Origin of the sequence: Mesorhizobium sp. M0833, from assembly GCF_040319905.1 — a bacterium.
Taxonomy (GTDB): domain Bacteria; phylum Pseudomonadota; class Alphaproteobacteria; order Rhizobiales; family Rhizobiaceae; genus Mesorhizobium.
Window position 1 is genome coordinate 1 of the sequence record NZ_JAMYOQ010000056.1, and the last position, 19,650, is coordinate 19,650.

Annotated in this window: 14 protein-coding genes and 6 pseudogenes; 1 reads left to right on the plus strand and 19 read right to left on the minus strand. The window is 59.5% G+C overall.

Going from position 1 to position 19,650, the window contains the following annotated elements:
* Positions 1 to 442: 442 nt before the first annotated feature.
* From NKH98_RS31735 to NKH98_RS31825, 19 genes and pseudogenes are all read right to left on the minus strand, one after another.
* The gene (locus tag NKH98_RS31735) at positions 443 to 766 is read right to left on the minus strand and encodes an exopolysaccharide production repressor protein (RefSeq protein ID WP_352904168.1); all 324 of its coding nucleotides are present in this window, start codon (positions 764 to 766) and stop codon (positions 443 to 445) included.
* A gap of 28 nt (positions 767 to 794) precedes the next feature.
* Entirely contained in the window at positions 795 to 1,112 is a 318-nt protein-coding gene (gene fdxB / locus NKH98_RS31740) for a ferredoxin III, nif-specific (protein ID WP_352904169.1), read from the minus strand.
* Positions 1,109 to 1,312 (minus strand): CCE_0567 family metalloprotein, encoded by a 204-nt coding sequence (locus NKH98_RS31745; protein ID WP_352904170.1) that lies wholly within the window; start codon positions 1,310 to 1,312, stop codon positions 1,109 to 1,111. Before NKH98_RS31745 ends, fdxB begins: the two co-directional genes overlap by 4 nt.
* A 25-nt stretch (positions 1,313 to 1,337) precedes the next feature.
* Positions 1,338 to 1,811: pseudogene (locus tag NKH98_RS31750) on the minus strand (NifX-associated nitrogen fixation protein).
* A gap of 332 nt (positions 1,812 to 2,143) precedes the next feature.
* A pseudogene (locus NKH98_RS31755) lies at positions 2,144 to 3,312 on the minus strand (TlpA disulfide reductase family protein).
* Between the two features lie 1,336 nt (positions 3,313 to 4,648).
* On the minus strand, positions 4,649 to 5,536 hold the full coding sequence (locus NKH98_RS31760) for a universal stress protein (RefSeq protein WP_352904172.1): 888 nt from the start codon (positions 5,534 to 5,536) through the stop codon (positions 4,649 to 4,651).
* Between the two features lie 107 nt (positions 5,537 to 5,643).
* Complete coding sequence (locus NKH98_RS31765; RefSeq protein WP_352904173.1) at positions 5,644 to 6,429, minus strand: response regulator transcription factor; 786 nt, start codon at positions 6,427 to 6,429, stop codon at positions 5,644 to 5,646.
* A gap of 27 nt (positions 6,430 to 6,456) precedes the next feature.
* Positions 6,457 to 6,936: a NifX-associated nitrogen fixation protein gene (locus NKH98_RS31770; RefSeq protein WP_352904174.1), complete on the minus strand. Its 480-nt coding sequence runs from the start codon at positions 6,934 to 6,936 to the stop codon at positions 6,457 to 6,459.
* 17 nt (positions 6,937 to 6,953) lie between these two features.
* A complete protein-coding gene (gene nifX, locus NKH98_RS31775) occupies positions 6,954 to 7,451 on the minus strand; it encodes a nitrogen fixation protein NifX (RefSeq protein ID WP_352904175.1) in 498 nt (165 codons plus the stop codon).
* On the minus strand, positions 7,417 to 8,799 hold the full coding sequence (gene nifN / locus NKH98_RS31780; protein WP_352904176.1) for a nitrogenase iron-molybdenum cofactor biosynthesis protein NifN: 1,383 nt from the start codon (positions 8,797 to 8,799) through the stop codon (positions 7,417 to 7,419). The genes nifX and nifN overlap by 35 nt, the downstream gene beginning before the upstream one ends.
* Positions 8,800 to 8,808: 9 nt before the next feature.
* The gene (gene nifE, locus NKH98_RS31785; protein ID WP_352904177.1) at positions 8,809 to 10,299 is read right to left on the minus strand and encodes a nitrogenase iron-molybdenum cofactor biosynthesis protein NifE; all 1,491 of its coding nucleotides are present in this window, start codon (positions 10,297 to 10,299) and stop codon (positions 8,809 to 8,811) included.
* A 56-nt stretch (positions 10,300 to 10,355) separates the two neighbouring features.
* Positions 10,356 to 11,897, minus strand: a complete 1,542-nt coding sequence (gene nifK / locus NKH98_RS31790; protein ID WP_352904178.1) for a nitrogenase molybdenum-iron protein subunit beta — start codon at positions 11,895 to 11,897, stop codon at positions 10,356 to 10,358.
* Between the two features lie 128 nt (positions 11,898 to 12,025).
* Positions 12,026 to 13,528 carry a nitrogenase molybdenum-iron protein alpha chain gene (nifD, locus tag NKH98_RS31795; RefSeq protein ID WP_352904179.1) on the minus strand — a complete coding sequence of 501 codons (1,503 nt, stop codon included), beginning with the start codon at positions 13,526 to 13,528 and terminating at the stop codon, positions 12,026 to 12,028.
* Between the two features lie 99 nt (positions 13,529 to 13,627).
* Positions 13,628 to 14,521, minus strand: coding sequence for a nitrogenase iron protein (gene nifH, locus NKH98_RS31800; protein ID WP_352904180.1), 894 nt, complete (start codon positions 14,519 to 14,521; stop codon positions 13,628 to 13,630).
* A gap of 484 nt (positions 14,522 to 15,005) precedes the next feature.
* Positions 15,006 to 16,257: pseudogene (locus tag NKH98_RS31805) on the minus strand (type II toxin-antitoxin system HipA family toxin).
* Positions 16,232 to 16,578 (minus strand): annotated as a pseudogene (locus NKH98_RS31810) (helix-turn-helix domain-containing protein). Before NKH98_RS31810 ends, NKH98_RS31805 begins: the two co-directional pseudogenes overlap by 26 nt.
* A gap of 314 nt (positions 16,579 to 16,892) precedes the next feature.
* A complete protein-coding gene (locus tag NKH98_RS31815) occupies positions 16,893 to 17,456 on the minus strand; it encodes a hypothetical protein (protein ID WP_352904182.1) in 564 nt (187 codons plus the stop codon).
* Positions 17,457 to 17,566: 110 nt separating this feature from the next.
* Positions 17,567 to 17,749 carry a hypothetical protein gene (locus tag NKH98_RS31820; protein ID WP_352575244.1) on the minus strand — a complete coding sequence of 61 codons (183 nt, stop codon included), beginning with the start codon at positions 17,747 to 17,749 and terminating at the stop codon, positions 17,567 to 17,569.
* Positions 17,750 to 17,921: 172 nt separating this feature from the next.
* Positions 17,922 to 18,240: pseudogene (locus NKH98_RS31825) on the minus strand (transposase); the annotation flags it as partial.
* 1,292 nt (positions 18,241 to 19,532) lie between these two features.
* Between NKH98_RS31825 and NKH98_RS31830 the strand changes: the two are divergent.
* Positions 19,533 to 19,650 (plus strand): annotated as a pseudogene (locus NKH98_RS31830) (IS630 family transposase); the annotation flags it as partial.

The following is a 19,650-nucleotide window of genomic DNA, read 5'->3' on the forward strand; positions in this document are numbered from 1 at the left end:
AGGGCCTTATTGGCCCGCTTGAATTGCTTGGCGTGGGCATAGCGCTGGTGCTTGATCAGCGCCAGCTTGCCGACCCGCACATAGGTCTGGCGCAGCGGATAGCGTTCGAACTTTTCCAGCATGTTCTCTCCGGCAACACTTAATTGAGCTGAAATAGCTGTGCACGAATTTGATTTGAGGCTAGCTGCGTTCTCCGACGTGCCAGAAAAGGTTCCATCATTATTTCCTTTCGTTCGTCATCGGGACCAAGCTACGCGCATGCCCGCGTGCTGCGATAGGCTACCAGTTCCTATCGACCGAAACTGCATCTCCCGGGATTGGAAAGACTAGAATGCGGTCGCCTCTGACCATACCAACCATAGTATTCCTTAATGTCCGCTCAAAATGTTCATGGTTGGTCCAAAGTGGCGCTAACTTGAGCACTGACCTTGGTCATGGCGCATCAAGGCAGCAGCAGCGATATGGCCAGCATTTGATCGCGCTGGAGCAAATCTGCGGATTCATTCGTCACCTCATCAAGGTCTGGCGGCTCGGATCCAACTTCCTTCCAACTGCCGAAATGCTCAGCGCTTTGGCCAGCTCGGCTAACGCAGCCAGATCGCCAGATCAGAAAGAGCACGCTTGCGAAATACGCCAGCTGAAGGAGCAGCGAACAAGCCAGCGTCGTGACGACTACTGTGCCGATGGAATGAGAAGCGAAGTAGACGGTCAGTGCGGTGCTGCACAGCACCAGCCCCAGGACGCGACAAAAGATTCTAAAGGGCAACGCGTTCTCCTGGTTTTGTCTCCTCAGATCATGCTGCGACCTGGTCGGCCGCAACATGGGTCTGGCAGTTCTTCGGGCAGACGCGGGCGCAGGCTCCGCAGCCAATGCAGCGGCCGTCATGATCGACGACCATGATCATGCGATTGAGCTCGCCATCGAAATCGTCGTCTTCGCCGTCGCAGGCGCCGAGGACTTCACCGGCGTCATCGACGCCGTAAAGATGCATGACCTCGCGCGAGCAGACTTTGAAACAGCGGCCGCAGCCGATGCAGGTCGTGCCGTCTATAGCGGTGAGATATTCCGGCACCCATCCGGAGCCGTCGCGGGTGGTGAATGTGCTCCTCATCGTAACTTCTTCATTGCAGCGAGCTCTCTCCTGGCACGATCCAACTCGGCAAAAACGGCCGACGTTTCCTCGGCCACTTCCTCTATCTCCGTCCATTTTCCCGGGAGATTCTCTGCAAGGTCGCGCAATTTCATCTTGGCAACTGCCGCGCGCAGCTGAAGCTTTCGGACTTTCTTCCCCATCTCATCTACGTTTGACATAAATCCTTCCTCGAAATCGGTTTCTTCACGCCCGCCCCACGTCGGGCAAGGCTTCAATGGCTGCAGTCGCATTGTCGACCAGTTTCGTAGCGGCCGCCGCGAGCTTCCTGAACCTCTCGAAGCCGAACCGGTGGATGTCTCGACAGAGCGACCAACCGCCCGGCCGTGAACACCAGGCGTCCGAAGCCCCATGGGTTCCATCTCCATCGTTGGCGATGTCATCAGGCCGGAGCGTTCCTCGATCCAAAGCCCGACGGCCGTGTAGAAATATTGAGCTTCCACAGCACGTCCGGATCGGGATCGCCGATGATGGGGATCGCACGGAGCTGTTTTCTGGTGATGGTGAAGTCGCCCAGCAGTTCGGCGTCCGATTTGCCTCCCAGTGACCCGGAGGCATCCTGAGCGCGGATCAGCCGCACGAGGCATCTGACAAAGGCATGGCAAGGGCCGCCTCGTCCTCGTTGACAGCCGGGCTGACCGCAGCCGCAGCACTAGACATTTCGCCTTCTCCTCATTTCAGTCCTCTTCGTCGAAGCACGATGTCTGTTTTCTGGGATGCCTACTTCGGGCACACTTGCGCAGCCGACGCCCGGCTCGGCGCGGCTGATGCCACGCAATTGATATCCCTCTGGCCGACCTTGAACACGTCCTTGACTGCGAAGTCTTCAACGTGAATTCGCGTCGAACATCACTTCCGCCGCAATGCGGCCGGAGGCCATGAAGTTTCGAGCCCCGATCCTGCTGCAGACGATCGACCAAGTGCTGCATGGACCTCCTGCTGCGGTCACGCCAAGGAAATGGACGAATTGCCCAGTAAGCCATTTCGACCAATTACCCTTTTTTATCTTTCCTCCTCGGCCGACCGCGCTTTGGCACCTTCGGGAAATGGTTTTGCGGAGCCGCACAGAGTGCGCCGCAACAAACCTTCCCCCCCTGTACTTGGCGAGGGCCTGCAGCAAATCCGGCAGATGCTGCTCTTTCAATTCGGCCGGGATAGGCTCCGGACCGTCCAGCGACGTCAGTGCCAGTTCGACCAACTCGATCGCGCGATCATTGTTGCCGTTCTCGTGATAGTACCGGGCGACCCCGGGATAGGACCGGAACTTAGGGCTGTCGCCTTGCGGGGGATTCAGCGCCAGGATGTGTTCGGACAGCTCCTTGCCCATCGCGAAGCGCTCAGCAGGGGGAAGGCGCGAATGGTCATTCGCCGGATGGAAAAGTTGGTCTAGCGCCGAAACCATCCAGTCCTCAGAGTTTTTGTCGATCGCGTCGCGAACCAATTGGCTCATCACGGGCAAGCCGGTCCACATGTCTTGAATTTTGTGAAGCAACAGATGCGAACGAGCCAGACGGAAATTGATGTCGTCCGGCATCAAGGCGATGCCTTCTTCGATCGCCCAGAGCGCCGTCTTCCAATCTTCTAACTTCACCGCCGCCCAGAATCTGTCATCGATCGGCTTCTTCAACGCTTGTTGGCGCGCAATGGGTTCGCTTGTGGCGATCCGCTCCGTATCGGCGGCTTTCGCTTTGTCGCTGGTGCGCCAGCTGCCGTTGAGCACTTCCGGCAAAACCTCATCGAGTTGGCTTGGATGACCGATAAAGGCGATCTGGCCGTCTCGGTCGACCACGTACGAAGTCGGAATCCGGGCGGAAAAGCTGGGTTTCATCCAAAACTTATTCATTTCACCTGTGTGGTCGAACGCGATCCGATAACTCAGATGCGAGCACTTTTCGGTCAACCACGCGTCCAACCTGGTGCGAGCCTCAACGGCCGTTGGAGCGTCTTCATTAGCCGCGACGCCGACGACCTCAAGTCCGCTGTCCCTGTATTTTTCCTGGAGCCGCATCAGATCGAGCATCTCCGCCATGCATAGTTCGCACCAAGTTGCCCAAAATTCGACGATATAGACTTTGCCGGGCCGGAAGTTCGCAAGGGGCTCGCCACGCAGCCAGTCCTCCATTTTGATCGAAGGAGCCGGTGACCCCATCTGCAATACCATGTTGTCTCCAAAGCTGTTGCCAAAAGTTGCCTGACCTTATGCGCAAGCTTGTTCCCCCTTTGAGACGGGGCACGAGGGTTCAAGGAATGGAGAGCATCGCTCGTCTTGCGCATCGCGTGCAGTCAGCCTTTACTCAGTGTTGCTGAATCTCAATTCGCAAAGGCCGTGCCAACGCGCTCAGCGCTCAGTAAATGCTTGATTATACTTAAAAACTTTTGGAGTGCCCAAGATAGCCGGTTGTATTGAACGCGACGTGTTTTCTGCCACTGTCAGGTCTTGGACACGCATCACGCGCGTCGCCAGAGAAGCGTGGCCACGGACGACTCGACACATATTCGGGCTGAGGAACGATAGCAGATGGACATTATGACTGCGTTGGCTGCCGCCAGGCTCGTCATCATCGTCCGCTTCACGCCACCGGCTTGAGCGTCTTGCCGTTCCGGTCCGGAGGCGGTAGCGATCTCGCCATTTGCGATTGCAAGGGGCCGCTCCATCCGAGCGCAGCCTGTGCCCCCTCGCCCGCCTTGCGATTGAATTCCTGGGCTGGCGTCATGGGAGTTCTTCACGACCGAAGCCGGTCCAGCTGTAGCTCGCCAATACCGCTCCTCAGATCGACGATGATGATCATGGCGGAAAAGGCCAGGATAAGTGCCGGCATGTGCGGCCGGTGAGCTCTCCGGGGTTCCTGCTTTGTGCCTATATTTTCTGTGTTCCCTGTGCTCAGGCGCTGCAGGGACCGCCCGGTACGAATGTGAGCGTTGTCGGAAGTTGACCAGCCCCGAAGACCGCTCGGTCGCCACGCGGGTCGGGACGGACCGACTTAAAACGCTGAAGATTCGGCCGTCCGCACCCCTAACCGCCTGCCGTTCTAGACCATGCCAACGTGATTTATGCGATCGGTTCCCGCCGACCGCGGCAGGAGCCCGACCGTTCCCACTCGAAGTTGAGGGCGTCGGCCACGGCACGGTCGTTGCGTTGTTAAGCCTCCCGGCCAGTAATGAGGAGATCGTGATGGCGCGCATACGATGCCGCTATGGGTCCGAACTCGGTCGCGCTGAACGACCCTCTTTGACCTGACGCCGACCTGCGCCGTGATCGTGGCTGCAGTGAGGACTGCCCATACCTCAGCCCGGCCGCTGGTCTCAGCATCACGGACCAATCTCGGGCGAGCAGAACCACTAGAGGCGTGCGCGGATGTTCTCGGGCGGCGCGGTGCAGATTGGCTCCGAGAAGCTTCGCGAAGCTTGCACGTTTGCCGCGATCTTTCTCCGACTTGGCATCAGGAAAGTGACCCAGAGTAGAGCTTCGAACAGCGTCGGTGCTGCTTCGGAACCCGTCAGCGAGCCAAAAACAGCGGCAATGGCGGCTTCCTAACTATCCATCTCGTCACGCCACCGAAGAGCCGCTCGCGCAGCCGGCGGCTGCCGTAAGCGCCCATGACTATCATGTCGGCAGACGTGTCGATTGCGTGCTGCGCGAGCACCGTGGCCACCGGTTTGCCGGCACTCGGCAGCAGGTCAACCGACACCCGAGCACCGTGCCGAGTGAGATAGGCAGCGATGTCGACTCCCGGCTCGGCGCCGCTTCCGGTCCAGGTCGCCACAGGATCGACGAGGGCGACACGAACTTCCTCGGCGGCGGATAGCAGATCCAGCGCTTCCCGGACCGCGCGGGACGCCTCGGCTCGCGAATCCCAGCCGACCAGCACGCGCTGTGGCGACAGAGTCGCCTCAGCGCCCTCCGGCACGACAAGCACCGGCTTTCCGGTATCGAACAGGCTGCCGTTGATAACAAGGGGTCCGAGGTTAATGTCGTTGAGAAGTGCGGGGCCGACGATTGTCAGGTCGTTGCAGAGCGCCCGCTGTCGCACCGCCTCACCGACGCTGGCCTGATCGCAGTTGGCAATATCGACATCATAGCACCGCCACGTGGCTCTCAGCAGTTTGTGCATTTCCCTGGATGTTTTTTCCAAGCTGGCTATGTCGTGTGAAAATTTTTCGATCTGCCTAAACCGTTTGTCCAGTCTGGCGATGGCCTGTGCGCGTTGTCCAGGCCACTCGGGGATGCCATCGCCGAGCAGCGGAGAAGGCATAATGAGCGGCGGAGGCGACATCACCAGTACGGAAAGATACGCGCCGACTTCGGCACACAAGCTGGCAGCTGTTCTGACATCCTGATCGGAGTGGTCAGCTCCCGTCACACTGAGTACGCTTCTGAAAGCCATTTGACTGCTTCTTTCTGAATATGTCGTACCTGCCGGCGCGTTTCGAAGCCGCAAGACTTGCCCTCAGCACGGCGGAAATGCGGAGTGGCACCACATCGGTTATCTATTCAGCCGTCCGGCCACTCGAGCGAGTAGCCGGCCGACCTGACGGTACGAATGACGCTGGAGGGGGAGGCCGCCTTCAGCGCCCTTCTGAGCCGGCTGATATGGACATCAACGGTGCGTACACCGACATGGATATTGGCCGGCCAGGCCGCGCTGATCAGCTCGTCTCTGGTGAAGACCTTGCCGGGACTCTCAAGCAAAAGCCGCAGCAGGTTGAACTCGATCGGCCCAAGGTGGACTTCGTGGCCATTACCCCGAACCCGGTGGGCATCGAGCCTTATCTCAAGATCGCCACAGGAGATCCAGCCGCCGTTTTCAATCCCGTTTGAACCCGGCTTCGGCAGCGCCAGCTTCGTCCGTAGACAGTCGAGCAGCTTGGCCGGCGCGAAGGGCCGCACAAAGCTCTCGTCAATACCAGCCTTCAAGAGATCCAGGTGCTGGTTCTCGGCGCCGGGCGCGATCAGCGCAATTACGGGCAGGCCGCCGGTCCGGGGCTCCCCCTTGAACCGGGCGCAGATTGTGGAGCCTGTCGCGCTTGTTGGCTGGCAGTCCAGCACCACGGCCTTCGGCTCCCGTTCACTGGCCAATGCAAGCGCCTCCTCCACGCCGCCGGCCAGTTGAATCGTGAAGCCGTCCACCTCCAGAATGTGGCTGAGGAACAGATACAACTCAGCATCTTGCGAACAGATCAGGACCAGTGGCTTCATCAGCGCTACCCCAAGAACCACATCGGCCTCGACCGCCTCCATTGAGAGGGCTGGCCATCGCATGTCCTCAAGGCCTGACATGATGCCCTTGATCGAAAATCGGTTCCATCACGCCCGCGCCACCTCGGGATGAGCCTCAATGGCTGCGGTCGCATCGCCGGCTAGTTTGGTACCGGCCGCGGCGAGTTTCCAGAACGTCTCGAAGCCGAACCGGTGGACGTCGCGCAGGGTCTTCCACAGAACGACCAACCGCCCGGCCGTGAGAAGCACGCGCCCAAAGCCCTCATGGCTCATCTCCATCATCGGCGATGCCATCAGGCCGGAGCGCTCCTCGATCGCAAGCCCGACGGCGGCGTAAAAAATCTCGAGCCTCCACAGTACATCCGGATCGGGATCGCCGATGATCGGGATCGCGCGGCGCTGTTCCTTGGTGATGATGAAGTCGGCCAGCAGCTCGGCGTCCGATTTGCCTTCCCAAGACCCGTGGGAATCATGAGCCCGGACCAGCCGCACGAGGCATTTCACGAACGGGGTGGCAAGGGCCGCCTCGTCTTCGGCGACAGCAGGGCTAACGACGGCGTCAGACATTTCGCCTACTCCTCATTTCAGTCCCCGTCCTCGAAGGACGGTTTGTGTTCGGCGACACCTGCCTGCGCCAGCACCTTGCGCAGCCAAGGGGGAGGACACGTCCTGAGCATCATCTGCGTGCGCAACAGCACCTCTTGGATGGTTTGGGGGTGCGGCACTTTGATCGGATGAATTTTTGCCGAAACAACCTTGGCTGCCGAAGGCCCCCCGATAGCCAGACAAAACAGGAGATGACAGCCCTTCAGCGCCTCCACCTTGGGGGTGATGCGGTCGTCGCCCTCAGTCCGATGCTTCCCGCTCTCGTCGGAAACGTCATCGAAGGCCACGGCTTCCACGAGATTCCACTCCTCGCGCATCACGTCGTAGACAGCAAAGCGCCTGGCCGACCCGAAATGGGCGTTGAGGTTCTTCATGTCCTGCGTGGCGATCGCCACGCGCAATGCGCCGGCTTGGCGTTCCGGCGTCGGTGCGTGAACCTCGTCAGTGACGAGCGAGAGGCGACGAACGGAGCTCATCTGGCATTTCTCGCTTACGGAGTGGATCAAGCGCCTCGGGCGTCGGCGCGTGCCGGTTGGCTTCAAAAATGTTGGCGACCTCGAAGATCAGGTCGCGGGTCCCCTGGTAGAGGATTGTGAGCTTGTGCTGGCTGCCGAGCCGGTCGAAGATCGGGAAGCCGACCCGCATGAGCGGAATGCCGAGGCGCTGCGCCGCCTGGCGGCCGTGGGAAGGGGTGACGAGAAGATCAGCGCCGGCGCCAAGAGCTTCCAAATCGCCGAGATCGCCGATTTGAACCGACTGCGCCGGTACTTCCTCCAAAATTTTCGACATGTCGGTCGTGGTGACCGCCGCCGCGATTTCGGAGCCCATTCCGATGAAGAAGCTCGCGAGTTGGTAGAGTTGGTCTGGTTCAGCAGCGATCGCAATTTTCTTGCCTCCAAAGTGGAAATGTCCGTCGAGCAACGCGTCCTGCAACTGCGCCCGGCGACGGCGCACCCCAGCCGGCGCCGCCGCGCCCGAAACCGCGCACAGCAGCGAGACGAACCGGTCTGCGTCCTTCAATCCAGTCAGCGACCGGAACAGCACGTAAGGCACGCCGGTCAACCTCTGCAGCAGCTCGGCCGGGCGGCGCATATGCTCTCCGATGACGACGCATTGCTCGGCCGTGCCAAGCTCGCGGATATCGTCGACACTGGTGCCGCCGTAGGTGGTCGTGATCCAGCGGTCGGGCACCGTACCGTCGAGCGAGCCGGAGACGTCCGGCAGAATCACCGGCTTAAGTCCAAAGCTTTCAATCATCTCACGCAAATGCTCGATATCAGCCACAGTGAGGTTCCAGCCAGGCAGGATCACGATCTTCTTCGATTGCCGCGCCTGATCGCCGGGCCGCGTAATCCTTTCGATCATCGCGGTGACAGCCTTGGCCCAGCCCTCTTCGATCGCGCCGTCGAAATCCGGTGTGTTGGCTAGCACCACCTCCGTACCCGCGAGTTCTTCCCTGCGCTTCAGCCTGATATTGGCGATATCGCCTGCGCAGTCTTCGCCCCGGGTTTCCACCAGCGCCGTCGTGCAGACCCCGATCAGCGTTGGCTTTGTGCGGGCCTTGAGATTGAGGATCGCGTCTTCCAGATGGTCTGCCCCGCCGAGGATCGTCGCCACCTCGTCCATCGCCGTCGTCTGCAAGGGGACGGCTTCCTTGAAATGCCGCACGAAGAGCACGAGCGCGAAGCTGGTGCACCCCTGGCTGCCGTGGAACAACGGCATCGCGCCGTCGACGCCAAGAAAAGCCAAGGCGGCACCCAGCGGCTGCGATGACTTCAGCGGATTGACCGCCGCCGCTTTGGTCTGGGGAAGGATGCGGACCATCGGCTTTCCTCAACACTGGCCGAGATCGTCGGCCGTCGTGCCGGCGAATTCCTGGACAGCATGCAAGGTCGCGGTCTCGCTTTTGGTGCTCGGCAGTTCCTCCCTCACCGCAGGCTGGCAATCCCATGGTGCCGGCTCCCGCACCTGGCACCAGATTGGGTTATGAATGGCGAGGTCAACCTGGCGTACGAGTTCCACCATGCCGTCATAGCCGGCGTAAGGGTGTTGGCGCTCCTGGTTGATATCGAGCCAGGGTGTCTTGGCCTTCAGCGCGATGAACTGCGTGCGCCCGCCCGACAGCATGATATCGGCCTTGTGTTCTGAGAGCATGGCGTAAAGCTCGCGCGCTGCCATCTGCTCAAACATGTGGTTGTCGTCCTTGAGGATGTGCTTGATGCGCTCCTTGTCTTCGACTGTCGACTTCTTGACAGAGGTGCCGACGATCTCGATGCCGATCTCCATCAGGGCATGGACGACCGACCAGGACTTCACACCGCCGGTGTTGAGCAGCACGCGCTTGCCTTCGAGCCTCGGCCGGTAGGCCGCGAGCTTCTTCCACGCAATCGCCTCCTCCTCTTCAATCAATGCCTCGGTGCGGCCGAGGATCTCCGGATCGGCACCCTTCTTCACGAGCAGCTGAGATATCTGTCGGAGCGCTTCCGAGGTGTCCGTGATGCCGTAAAAGGAGCCCTCGAAAAACGGGATGTCCCAGCGCTGCTCCATCTTGCGGGCGAGATTGATGAGCGCGGTCGAGCACACCATCATAGCCGCCCGGGCGCGGTGCGCGCAGGCAATGTCGAGGTAGCGCGCGTCGCCCGGAATGCAGGCGCGCACCCGGATGCCCAGCCGATCAAGGAGCGGCTTCACCAGCCAGAATTCGCCCGAGAGGTTGAATTCGCCAAGAATGTTGACGTCATAGGGCCCCGCGTCGTCCGGTTCTACCGTGCCGATGACATGCTCGAGCAACGCCTCGCCGGCAAGCTTGTTGCCGAGATTCTTGGAGCCGACGAAGCCCGGCGCATTGACCGGCACCACCGGCAGGCCGAACTTTTCCGCCGCCCGCTTGCAGACGGCCTCGATGTCGTCCCCGATCAGCGCGGTAACACAGGTCGGATAGACGAAGATAGCCGGCGGCCCATACGCTTCCTTGATCTCGCGGATCGCTTTGAAGAGCTTCCGCTCGCCCTGCCCCATCACCACGTCGAGTTCGGTGAGGTCGGTCGTGAAGCTCGTGCGCCACAGCGTTGGCCCGGACGAAGCCGCACCGCGGTTGTCCCAGGAATTGCCCTCGCAGGCGAGCGGCGCATGGATCAGGTGCGCGACGTCGGTGATCGGCTGCAGCACGATCTTGGCGCCATCAAAGGCACAGCCGCCGGCCGCCGCCCCGGGGGTCAGTGGCTTCGAACAGCCCTTTTTGCGCGCCTTGGCATCCTTGCCGCGGTTCTCCTCGCAGGCAGGCTCGTTGAAGGCATCCTGGATTTTGGCTCTGAGCAAGGACATTGCGTCGGTCTCCAAAGTCCCTCGGGAAGACGACCGGCCAAAGCCGACCGTCACGCTTAGCGGGTGAGGTCATACGAATAGTCCGTCACGCCCGTCTCGCTTGTCTCGCGATCGAGCTTGTCGAAGATCTTGTCGAGGATCGTCGTCAGGACGCGCAACCCGCCTTGGTAGCCCATAAGCGCAAACCGATGGTGATGGTGGCGGTCGAAGATCGGAAACGTCAGCCGGATCAGCGGCGTGCCGGTGTCGCGCTCCAGATACTTGCCATAGGAGTTGCCGATCAGCAGGTCCACCGGCTCGGTGAAGAGCAGCGAGCGCATCGCCCAGAGGTCCTTGCCCGCCCAGACTTGAGCACCCTTGCCGAAGGGCGATGATGCAAGCAGTTCCTTCAACTCCGCTTCCCATGCCGAGGTGCCGTTGGTGGCGAGGCAATGGGTCGGCTCGCCGCCCGTCTCCATGATGAAGCGAGCCATGGCGTAGACAAAGTCCGGATCGCCGTAGATGGCGTATTTCTTACCGTGCAGCCAGGATTGGCTGTCCGCCATGGCGTCAACAAGTCGGCCGCGCTCCAGGCGGATTGCCTCGGGGATTTGCTTGCCGGAAATCGCGGAGACCTCCATCAGGAAGTCGTCGGTCGCCTGGACTCCGAGCGGGTAATGGAACGAGGCAGTCGCCTGCCCCACCCCCTCGCAATACTCGAGTGTTTTTCGGGTGTTGTAATGCTGTAGCGAAAATGTCGCCTCGGCGTTGAGCGCCTTCCTCACGTCTTCGATCTTCGTGCCGCCGTCGTACATCCGGTATTCGCCGTCGGACGGCGTGTCGAACTGGTCAGAGGCGTCTTGGATAAAGGTATAGGAAACGCCTATCAGATCGAGCAGGCGCTTGAGTTCCCGGTTGTTGCCAACACAGAAGCCGTCGAAACCCGGAATGATGTTGATGGTTCCCTCGGCTTCCGTTCGCTCCTCGCCTTTCCAGAAGTGCTCCAAAATGCCCTTGACCGTTACGTCATAGCCGTCGACATGACTACCGACGAAGGCCGGCGTGTGGGCGAAGGGCACGTCGAAGTCGCGCGGGACCGAGCCTTCGTCCTTGGCGTTCTCGATGAAGCTGTGCAGGTCGTCGCCAATGACCTCGGCCATACAAGTGGTCGAGACGGCGATCATCTTCGGGTCGTAGAGTTGGTACGTGTTGGCGAGCCCGTCAACCATGTTCTTCAGGCCACCGAACACTGCCGCGTCCTCGGTCATCGAAGAGGAAACTGCCGAAGCAGGCTCCTTGAAATGGCGCGACAGGTGCGAGCGGTAATAGGCCACGCAGCCCTGGCTGCCGTGGACGAAGGACATGGTTCGCTCGAAGCCCGCGGCCGCGAACACCGCGCCGAGCGGCTGGCAGGCCTTGGCGGGGTTCACGACAAGCGCTTCGCGAGCAAGGTTCTTTTCGCGGTAGTCCCACGTCTTGGTGAATTCGCGTTGGTCGGTAACGACCTGGTCCGGGTGAGGACATTCGAAATTTAGCCTCTTCTCGGCGAGCATCTGCCTGTATTCCGGCTCGCGGAACAGGGGCGCGTGGTCGAGAACTTTTTCAGCCGACTGCGGCATGGATGGTTACCTCTTCTCCATCTGGCCGCGCCATACGGCGGCACAGGGACGTCGAAACGTTTCAGGTCTCCCGCGGACAAAGGGCCGCAAGCGTTCATCGGCCTTCCCGGCTTCCGGGAGGCCAGGTTTCATTCCGCAGCGATCGCCGCCGACGGCTCGGCTTTTTTCTTCCAGGGAGCGTCGTAGAGGCCCCAGACCGGGTTGTTGATCGCCAGATCCATGTCGCGGGCGAAGATGGCGAAGCCGTCGTAGCCGTGATACGGGCCGGAATAATCCCAGGAATGCATTTGACGGAACGGTATGCCCATCTTCTGGACCGGGTACTTTTCTTTGATGCCGGAGCCCACGAGATCAGGACGGATCCCCTCGATGAACTTCTCCAGCTCGTAACCAGTCACGTCGTCATAGATCAGCGTGCCCTTCTTCACGTAGTGGCCGGTGCGCTGATAATCGTCGTTATGGCCAAATTCGTAGCCAGTGCCGACAATAACCATGCCCAGGTCCTCATAAGCCGTGACGACGTGACGGGGGCGCAGCCCGCCGACATAGAGCATCACCGTCCTCCCTTCGAGGCGCGGCCGGTACTTGGCTATGACCGCATCGACCAGGGGCCGGTATTTGGCGATCACCGCCTCGGCCTTGGCCTCGATTTCCGGTCCGAAATGCTTGGCTATCTTGCGCAGAGAGGCTTCGGTCTGGGAGGGGCCAAAGAAATTATACTCCATCCAGTCGATGCCATACTTTTCCTCCATGTGCCGGCAGATGTAGTTCATCGATCTGTAGCAATGGATGAGATTGAGCTTGGCCTTCGGCGCTCGCTCTATTTCGGCCAGCGTAGCGTCGCCCGACCAGTTGCCGACCACGCGCAGGCCCATCTCCTCGAGCAGGATGCGCGAAGCCCAGGCGTCGCCGCCGATATTGTAGTCGCCGATCACATTGACATCGTACGGGCTGGCCTCGAACTCGACGTCCTTCTTGTCGAACACCCAGTCGCGGATCGCGTCGTTGGCGATGTGGTGGCCGAGTGATTGCGAGACGCCGCGGAAGCCCTCGCAGCGCACCGGCACGATCGTCTTTTCGTGCTCCTTGGCCTTGTTGCGGGACACCGCTTCGGTGTCGTCGCCAATCAGGCCGATCGGACATTCGGATTGCACGGTCATGCCCTTGTTCAGCGGAAACAGTTCTTCGATCTCGTCGATGATCCGTTCCAGCTTCTTGTCGCCGCCGAAAACAATGTCCTTCTCCTGGAAATCGGAGGTGAACTGCATCGTGACGAACGTGTCGATGCCCGTCGTGCCGACATAGTAGTTGCGGCGTTGAGACCAGGAATATTGCCCGCAGCCGACCGGGCCGTGCGAGATATGGACCATATCTTTGACTGGGCCCCACACCACGCCTTTCGAGCCGGCATAGGCGCAGCCGCGAATCGTCATCACTCCCGGGATGGACTTGATGTTCGATTTGACCTCGCATTCGGAAAGGACCTCGCTTTCCTCGCCAGCCTCTTCGCCGCTCTTTGCGACGCTGAGGTGCTTTCTTCGGCGCTTCGCCGCCTTGTCAGGATATTGCGACAGCACCTCCTCGATAAGCTTCGCATGGAGGGCGCCGTCATTCTCGTATTCCAGGCTCATGGGACCCCTTTCAAGGTTCAGGGTGACGCCTCACCAACGAGGCGCCGTTCTTCGAAAGGCGCACCAGATCAAGGCCGCGCCTCATGTCGGCAGCGGTGGTTACTGTGCGGCCGACTTGGCCGTTTCCTTGACCTGAAGCTCGGCAAGCATCTGCTCGTCGGTCTTCATGATGCCGAAGTCGAGCAGCATGTCCTCGAGCTCCTCCATGGTGATAGGGGTGGGGATGGTGCCCTGGCCCGAATTGGCATGGATCTTCTTGGCCAGCGCCCGGTATTCCCCGGCCTGCTTGGAGTCCGGCGCATATTGAATGACAGACATCTTCCTGAGTTCGGCGTGCTGGACGATGTTATCGCGCGGCACGAAGTGGATGAGCTTGGAATTGAGCCTGGAAGCCAGCGCTTCGGCGAGGTCGAGCTCGCGATCGGTTTGGCGCTCGTTGCAGATCAGGCCGCCGAGCCGCACGCCGCCCGAATGGGCGTATTTCAGGATGCCCTTGGCGATGTTGTTGGCGGCATAGAGCGCCATCATCTCGCCGGACATGACGATATAGATTTCCTGGGCCTTGTTCTCGCGGATCGGCATCGCGAAACCGCCGCACACCACGTCCCCGAGCACGTCGTAGGAGACATAGTCGACATCGTCGTAGGCACCGTTCTCCTCGAGGAAGTTGATCGAGGTGATCACGCCGCGGCCGGCGCAGCCGACACCCGGCTCAGGGCCGCCCGACTCCACGCATTTGATGCCTTTGTAGCCGACCTTGAGCACGTCCGCGAGTTCCAGGTCTTCCACCGAACCTTCCTCTGCCGCGAGGTGCAGGACTGTATCCTGCGCCTTCGCGTTCAGGATCAGGCGGGTGGAGTCGGCTTTGGGGTCGCAGCCGACGATGAGGATTCTCTGCCCGAGGTCGACAAGGGCGGCGAGCGTATTTTGGGACGTGGTGGACTTGCCGATGCCGCCCTTGCCGTAAAAGGCGATCTGACGCAAACCTGACATGTAGCTTTCCTTCCTTCGTTCCATTCATCGCGGCTACCGCGACATGAATGCGGGTCGGGCAGCTGTCGCCGCCTCGCACCCAAGGATCTCAAGACTCGTGCCAATTGGCTGATCGAACCGAACAATAATTTCATGGTTGCTTTTCAGGGATTTAGCTTGAGGCCAAAGAAAGGATCGTCGGAACAAGCCGTGTAGCGGACCCGACAATGGCGACATAAAGCGTCGGATCGCGATCCTCAGTCACCGCATTCGTGAACCGCATCGTTGTGTCGAGGTGGGCGAACAGCATCTCGACCTCTAGCGTTAATTGCGGGATGCTGCGAACTCTTCTGTTCCGGCGAGCTGACGTACTTGGTTCTCGCGTGTCCTCATCGAAACTGCGCGGAATCTTGCGCGCCACGCTGGCATACCATCGATCCACGGCCATCCATCCGGGGCCACGGGCGGATAATTCCGCCATATCACCAACCCAAGGGGACTCGGCTCACTTATCGGCGCAGGAGTTCAGTATCGGCGTCATCGCCTTCACATGTTCGTCGATCCGCTCGAGCACTTGCGCCGCGACAACGTCGCGCTCAGGCAGATGCCACCAGTGCTCGTTGACGAGTTCGACGGTCTCGACCACTGCCTTCAGGACTGCCGGCTCCGGAAGCCTTGCACGGTTCGCAAATGCTTTCCATCGCGGTGCTGCTAGCGCCTTGAACGAGCGCTCCCCTCCAAGCGAAAGCGCCATGGCGTCGGCGGGAATATATGGCACGGTCGACAGAACGTCGTAGATTGGTGCAAGCACCGGCTTGTCGCCGTTACCGGGATAAATCAAAGACCAGTTCTTCAGATGCATGTCGCCATTGCCGGTGATGACCGTCAGCGCCAGGCGGCGGATGAATTGGAGAGCCGCCGTAGGCGAGACGGCCACGCCAAGGGCCAAGGCTATGTCGTGATAAGCGGCCCCCTCATATTTGCGCGAGGGATAGACGCCGAAGACCTGAGCGAAATCCTCGATGTGAATCCTCTCGCCATCGGCGCCGCGATCGAAGCGTTTGACGAGAAGGCCCTTGCCCTCTGACAGCGTGTTGAATTCCTCGGGAATACCCTCGAAATCGGACTTCTCGACAAGTTCGCGTTCAGGCACCTCCATGCCGATCGCTGCGGCCAGCGCGAGGTTGGCGAATTCATTTTCGGAAACGCCTGGAAACGCCGTCGCAGGGAACTTGGCGATGTACCGGCCTTGCTCGTCCATCGGCAAGGTGAGGCCGCCGCCTTTTCCAGTGTTCTTCATGACGGAGAGCTTCATCTGCACGCCGGCAAGCGAGAACCGTGCCTTGGGCTTAGCCTTTGAAGCATCCTGCGAAACCGCTATCGCGCCGTCACTGGGCAACGCCCGTACGGCTCCCGGCAGATCGGCGCCCAGCGCCGCTAAAAGGTCGAAATCATTGCCTGGCCGCACATTGCCTTCGTGGTGCTTTTCCATCGCCTCGCGCAATTTCTCCTCCGGCAGGAGGTTCGCGAAGAAAGCGGGCAAGGCGCCCGCCAGAGGCTTCGGATCTTTCCGCAATCCTCCCCTGGCTGCCCGGAACGACAGGCTGAATACCGGAAAGCCGCCCGTCGCGCGGTAGGCCTCATCGAAGTTGAATGCATTGAACGCCCGGCGTCCTAACGATTGTGCCGATCTTCAGTGCGTTCAAGAGCACGTCCAGCGACGGGATCATCTTAGGTGCGCGAAAGACTGGAGCCATGATCGTCATCGCCAGGTTGAGAAACAAAGGCGGGTCGATCGTCATCGTCATGCGGACGCAATAGAGCCTGGACAGCCGGCACCATAACTTGCGGAACCAGCATCATTTCCAGACCGAGCGCGCGAGCGATATTCATGAGCGTCGTCGCACGCGCCGCTGCGGCTCCCTTTTCGATGTCGCGATAGCGGGGACGGGATATACCCGCCAAATCAGCGACCTGCTCCTGCGTCATGGCAGCGGCCAGTCTCGCTTGCCTGAAAAGCCCACCGATTCTCGCAGAATTTCCGATCCAGAGTCCAGTATGATACCTATACGATCTATTCGAATGCGCGATGATACGCAAAGGTATCTCCAGCGAGCAAGTCAAAATGATCTGTTCGCGTATCATATAGCACGGGCGACCCGTCAGATCAGGCCATTGCGGCGCAAACCCAACCGCTTCCGCGGAGAGCTTACAGGCTTATCATGAAGCACGCGGCGGAAGGCAGCAAGTCAAACAAAGGGCGGATCGTTCAGGCGAAGGGCTGGGACGGACGCGTTCCTGTCGAGCCGATTAGACAGTGCGTCAATTCCGCGAAGGTTTCGCGGAAGCGGAAAGCCAAGGCAGCGGAGAGCGTTAAAAGAGCGAAGGATTGCTAATTGGCGGAGCCGCCCTTGCTTGGCCGAAGATACATGGCCTTCAAAATCAGGTAGAGGGCCTTGCGGTCAACGCTCCCATTCAAAAGGTACCCGAGAAGATCGTGGCGCATGTCGGGCGTCATCGGCTGTCGGTACGGGATCGCGCGATCCATCCGGTTCTTCTCAAACCAGTTGATGATCAGAAGGCAGAAGTCCAAAGCCAAAATTGCTTCGCGGCCATCTATGAGATCGCGGCGCGCAGCGGCCTTTTCCTCGTCGGTTCCCTTGAAAGCGTAAGGGACGTCTTCCTGATATTCGTGATCGAAGAAATTGCCGAGAAACGGTTCCGCGTTCAGATTATAGAGAAGCAAGGCGAGAATTTTTACGTGCGATAGCCTAGTCGTATGTTCGGGCGTCTCTTCATTCAGCCACTTTTCGTTGTCGCTGACCCACTGGGCGTGAATTTGCTTTATAACGTTGGGAATGAATTGCGCGTCGAGCTCATGGACCTTGAAATTCGCGTAGCAAAATTGACGGAACGCGTAGTTGAACGACTCGTAGTCGGAGAGCCATTCATCCAATTTTGTCTCATCAAACGGAATCATTTCAATTCGAACTCCCAGCCGCCCCAAACAGCAAGAGGGCGAAGGTTGGTAAACCTTCGCCCTCTAAAAGCAAATAGAAATCAGGGTTACGAAGCGGTTTTCACCGTTTCATTCACCAATTCAGCGGTAGACACATAACCGAGAGTCTTGTCAGGATTCGGCTTGATAACTGCGCGACCGTTTTCGTGCAGTTTCTTGAATCTTGAAATGTCACGCGGAAGAGCGCATCTTTCAGCGATCTTCGGCTTTACACCTTTCTCCATCATCATGCGTCGTTCTCCCGTTCCCTGGCCCAGCGGGGTAAATGCTAGTTGGGCGCGCCATACAAGCAACGCACATATTTGTCAATTTTCTGCAAACATGCAACGTGCAATCTGGTGCGTCATAAATGCGTACGTAGCATTTTGGTTGCTAATTTGGCGAAATGCGGGAATTTGCGAATTAATTTTTGTCCACGTTTCGCTGCCAATAGCCTTTCCACGTACGCGACACTCCATGCTGCATCGCTCCGCCAAGCAGCCTAAATGCGTATCACCGTTGGAATTGCGAGGGTGATCTTCCAGCCATGCTGCCTGATTGGCGTACTGGTAGAGATAGCGGTGCGAAACGGGGTGGTGCTGGCCAGCGACCATGCGGCGAAGGCGGCTGAAATAGCTCTCCACCATATTGGTATGCTTGCCGTGGCCGTCGCTGTAGCTTTCCGAGGGGTTGATTCGGTCCAAGCGTAGTCGGCCTCCAGCGCGTTCCAATGGCTCGCCTCGGACTGGTTTCTTGGCAACCTTCTCGTTCTGGGAGCTGCTGTACCCTTTCCGCGATGCGTTCAGCGTCCTGATCAGTGATGGCGGGGTCATTCGTCAGAATGAGGGACACACCCGACGCCTAACACGGCCGCGCCGACTTCTTTCATGAACCATAGAACGACGGAAACGACGATGATTTTTCGTGTGACCGGATCAGGAATCTGCTTTTTCGATGAAACGGATGACTGAGTTTAGGCTGAGGCTGCTTCTGTCCCGCTCTCAAGTTCCAGCTTTATCAAGAGTGAAGGATCTACGACGTAGCTTCCCGAACCGCGTCCGCAAATGCCAAGCTAGCTTTTGCGAAACCTCCAGGTCGGCGAGTTCACCAAGCGCCAAGTCAAGGTACAGGCTCAGACGGTCCATGTGTGCTCCCCCAAGCGCGAGGCGCAACACTAGGGCGAGGCGATGATGGAATGCAACCTGCCTCAAAAATTACTTGGTGCTACATAAGACCGCAAATTTCCTTCAGCGGCGCGAAGGCACCAGCATCCATCGTGGATTGCGAACCTCAACGGTGCCGAAGACGGTTCGGATCCGGCGTGTCGTGCAGTCCTTGACCGGTCGGAACGTACGGCAATCCGGGCAAACCCGGCGAAGGAGGGCATACGTCTCCGCCTCATGATTCACGACCGCGTTCTGCAGCGCTGCCATGATCTTCTTGCTATCGCCGATCGACAAGCCGATGTCGCCGTGGAACAGGCTCTCCCAGCTCTTGTCTATGCGGACCTCCTTCCGGCATGTGTCGCCAAATTCGTTCCGGCCCTCGATCGTAAGTCGATTCCACCGCCATCGCTTTGTCTCAAGACGATGCTGATGGACTGCTCTAGCCTAACAACCCGTGTTTGACCCCAGCGAAGGTTACCGGTCTCCGCACGACCGACCCCGCATGACTCGGGCTCAAATCGCCACTCGTTCATTGCAATGGATTTGCACCATCTGCTCCTGCCGGTCTCCCGCCACACCTGGTGTTCCGACCCCTTCAGGGGCTCAGCTCGGTAGGCGTGACCGATCACCCCGATCAAAGCGCGACATAGGCGTCGAATGCGGCTTCACTCTCGGATGCCCAGTCGGGCATGGCGGGGCGCTTCCCTGATCACGAAGCAGCACTCTAACAAATCCGCGACCAAATCCCTCCGCAACCGCATCTGACTCAGCAGACTAGAGCGGTTCCTGATTTGACGGAATCGAAGGGGATTCCGGATCAGTCGGTTTTGTGATTCAAGATGCTGGCTGGAGTGGAGGCCAGCATCGGATGACGCGACCTCTTTCGGATGGTCTTCGCGAACGTGTTGTAGCGGCGGTTTTGGGTGGCGAGAGCCGCCGGTCGGCCGCGAAACGGTTCGGCATTTCGGTTTCGGCGGCGGTGAAGT

Coding starts and splice junctions, on each gene's coding strand:
- fdxB (WP_352904169.1), bottom strand. CDS start 1,112: ATGAGGAGCACATTCACCACCCGCGACGGCTCCGGATGGGTGCCGGAA.
- NKH98_RS31745 (WP_352904170.1), bottom strand. CDS start 1,312: ATGTCAAACGTAGATGAGATGGGGAAGAAAGTCCGAAAGCTTCAGCTG.
- NKH98_RS31760 (WP_352904172.1), bottom strand. CDS start 5,536: ATGGCTTTCAGAAGCGTACTCAGTGTGACGGGAGCTGACCACTCCGAT.
- NKH98_RS31765 (WP_352904173.1), bottom strand. CDS start 6,429: ATGTCAGGCCTTGAGGACATGCGATGGCCAGCCCTCTCAATGGAGGCG.
- NKH98_RS31770 (WP_352904174.1), bottom strand. CDS start 6,936: ATGTCTGACGCCGTCGTTAGCCCTGCTGTCGCCGAAGACGAGGCGGCC.
- nifX (WP_352904175.1), bottom strand. CDS start 7,451: ATGAGCTCCGTTCGTCGCCTCTCGCTCGTCACTGACGAGGTTCACGCA.
- nifN (WP_352904176.1), bottom strand. CDS start 8,799: ATGGTCCGCATCCTTCCCCAGACCAAAGCGGCGGCGGTCAATCCGCTG.
- nifE (WP_352904177.1), bottom strand. CDS start 10,299: ATGTCCTTGCTCAGAGCCAAAATCCAGGATGCCTTCAACGAGCCTGCC.
- nifK (WP_352904178.1), bottom strand. CDS start 11,897: ATGCCGCAGTCGGCTGAAAAAGTTCTCGACCACGCGCCCCTGTTCCGC.
- nifD (WP_352904179.1), bottom strand. CDS start 13,528: ATGAGCCTGGAATACGAGAATGACGGCGCCCTCCATGCGAAGCTTATC.
- nifH (WP_352904180.1), bottom strand. CDS start 14,521: ATGTCAGGTTTGCGTCAGATCGCCTTTTACGGCAAGGGCGGCATCGGC.
- NKH98_RS31820 (WP_352575244.1), bottom strand. CDS start 17,749: ATGATGATGGAGAAAGGTGTAAAGCCGAAGATCGCTGAAAGATGCGCT.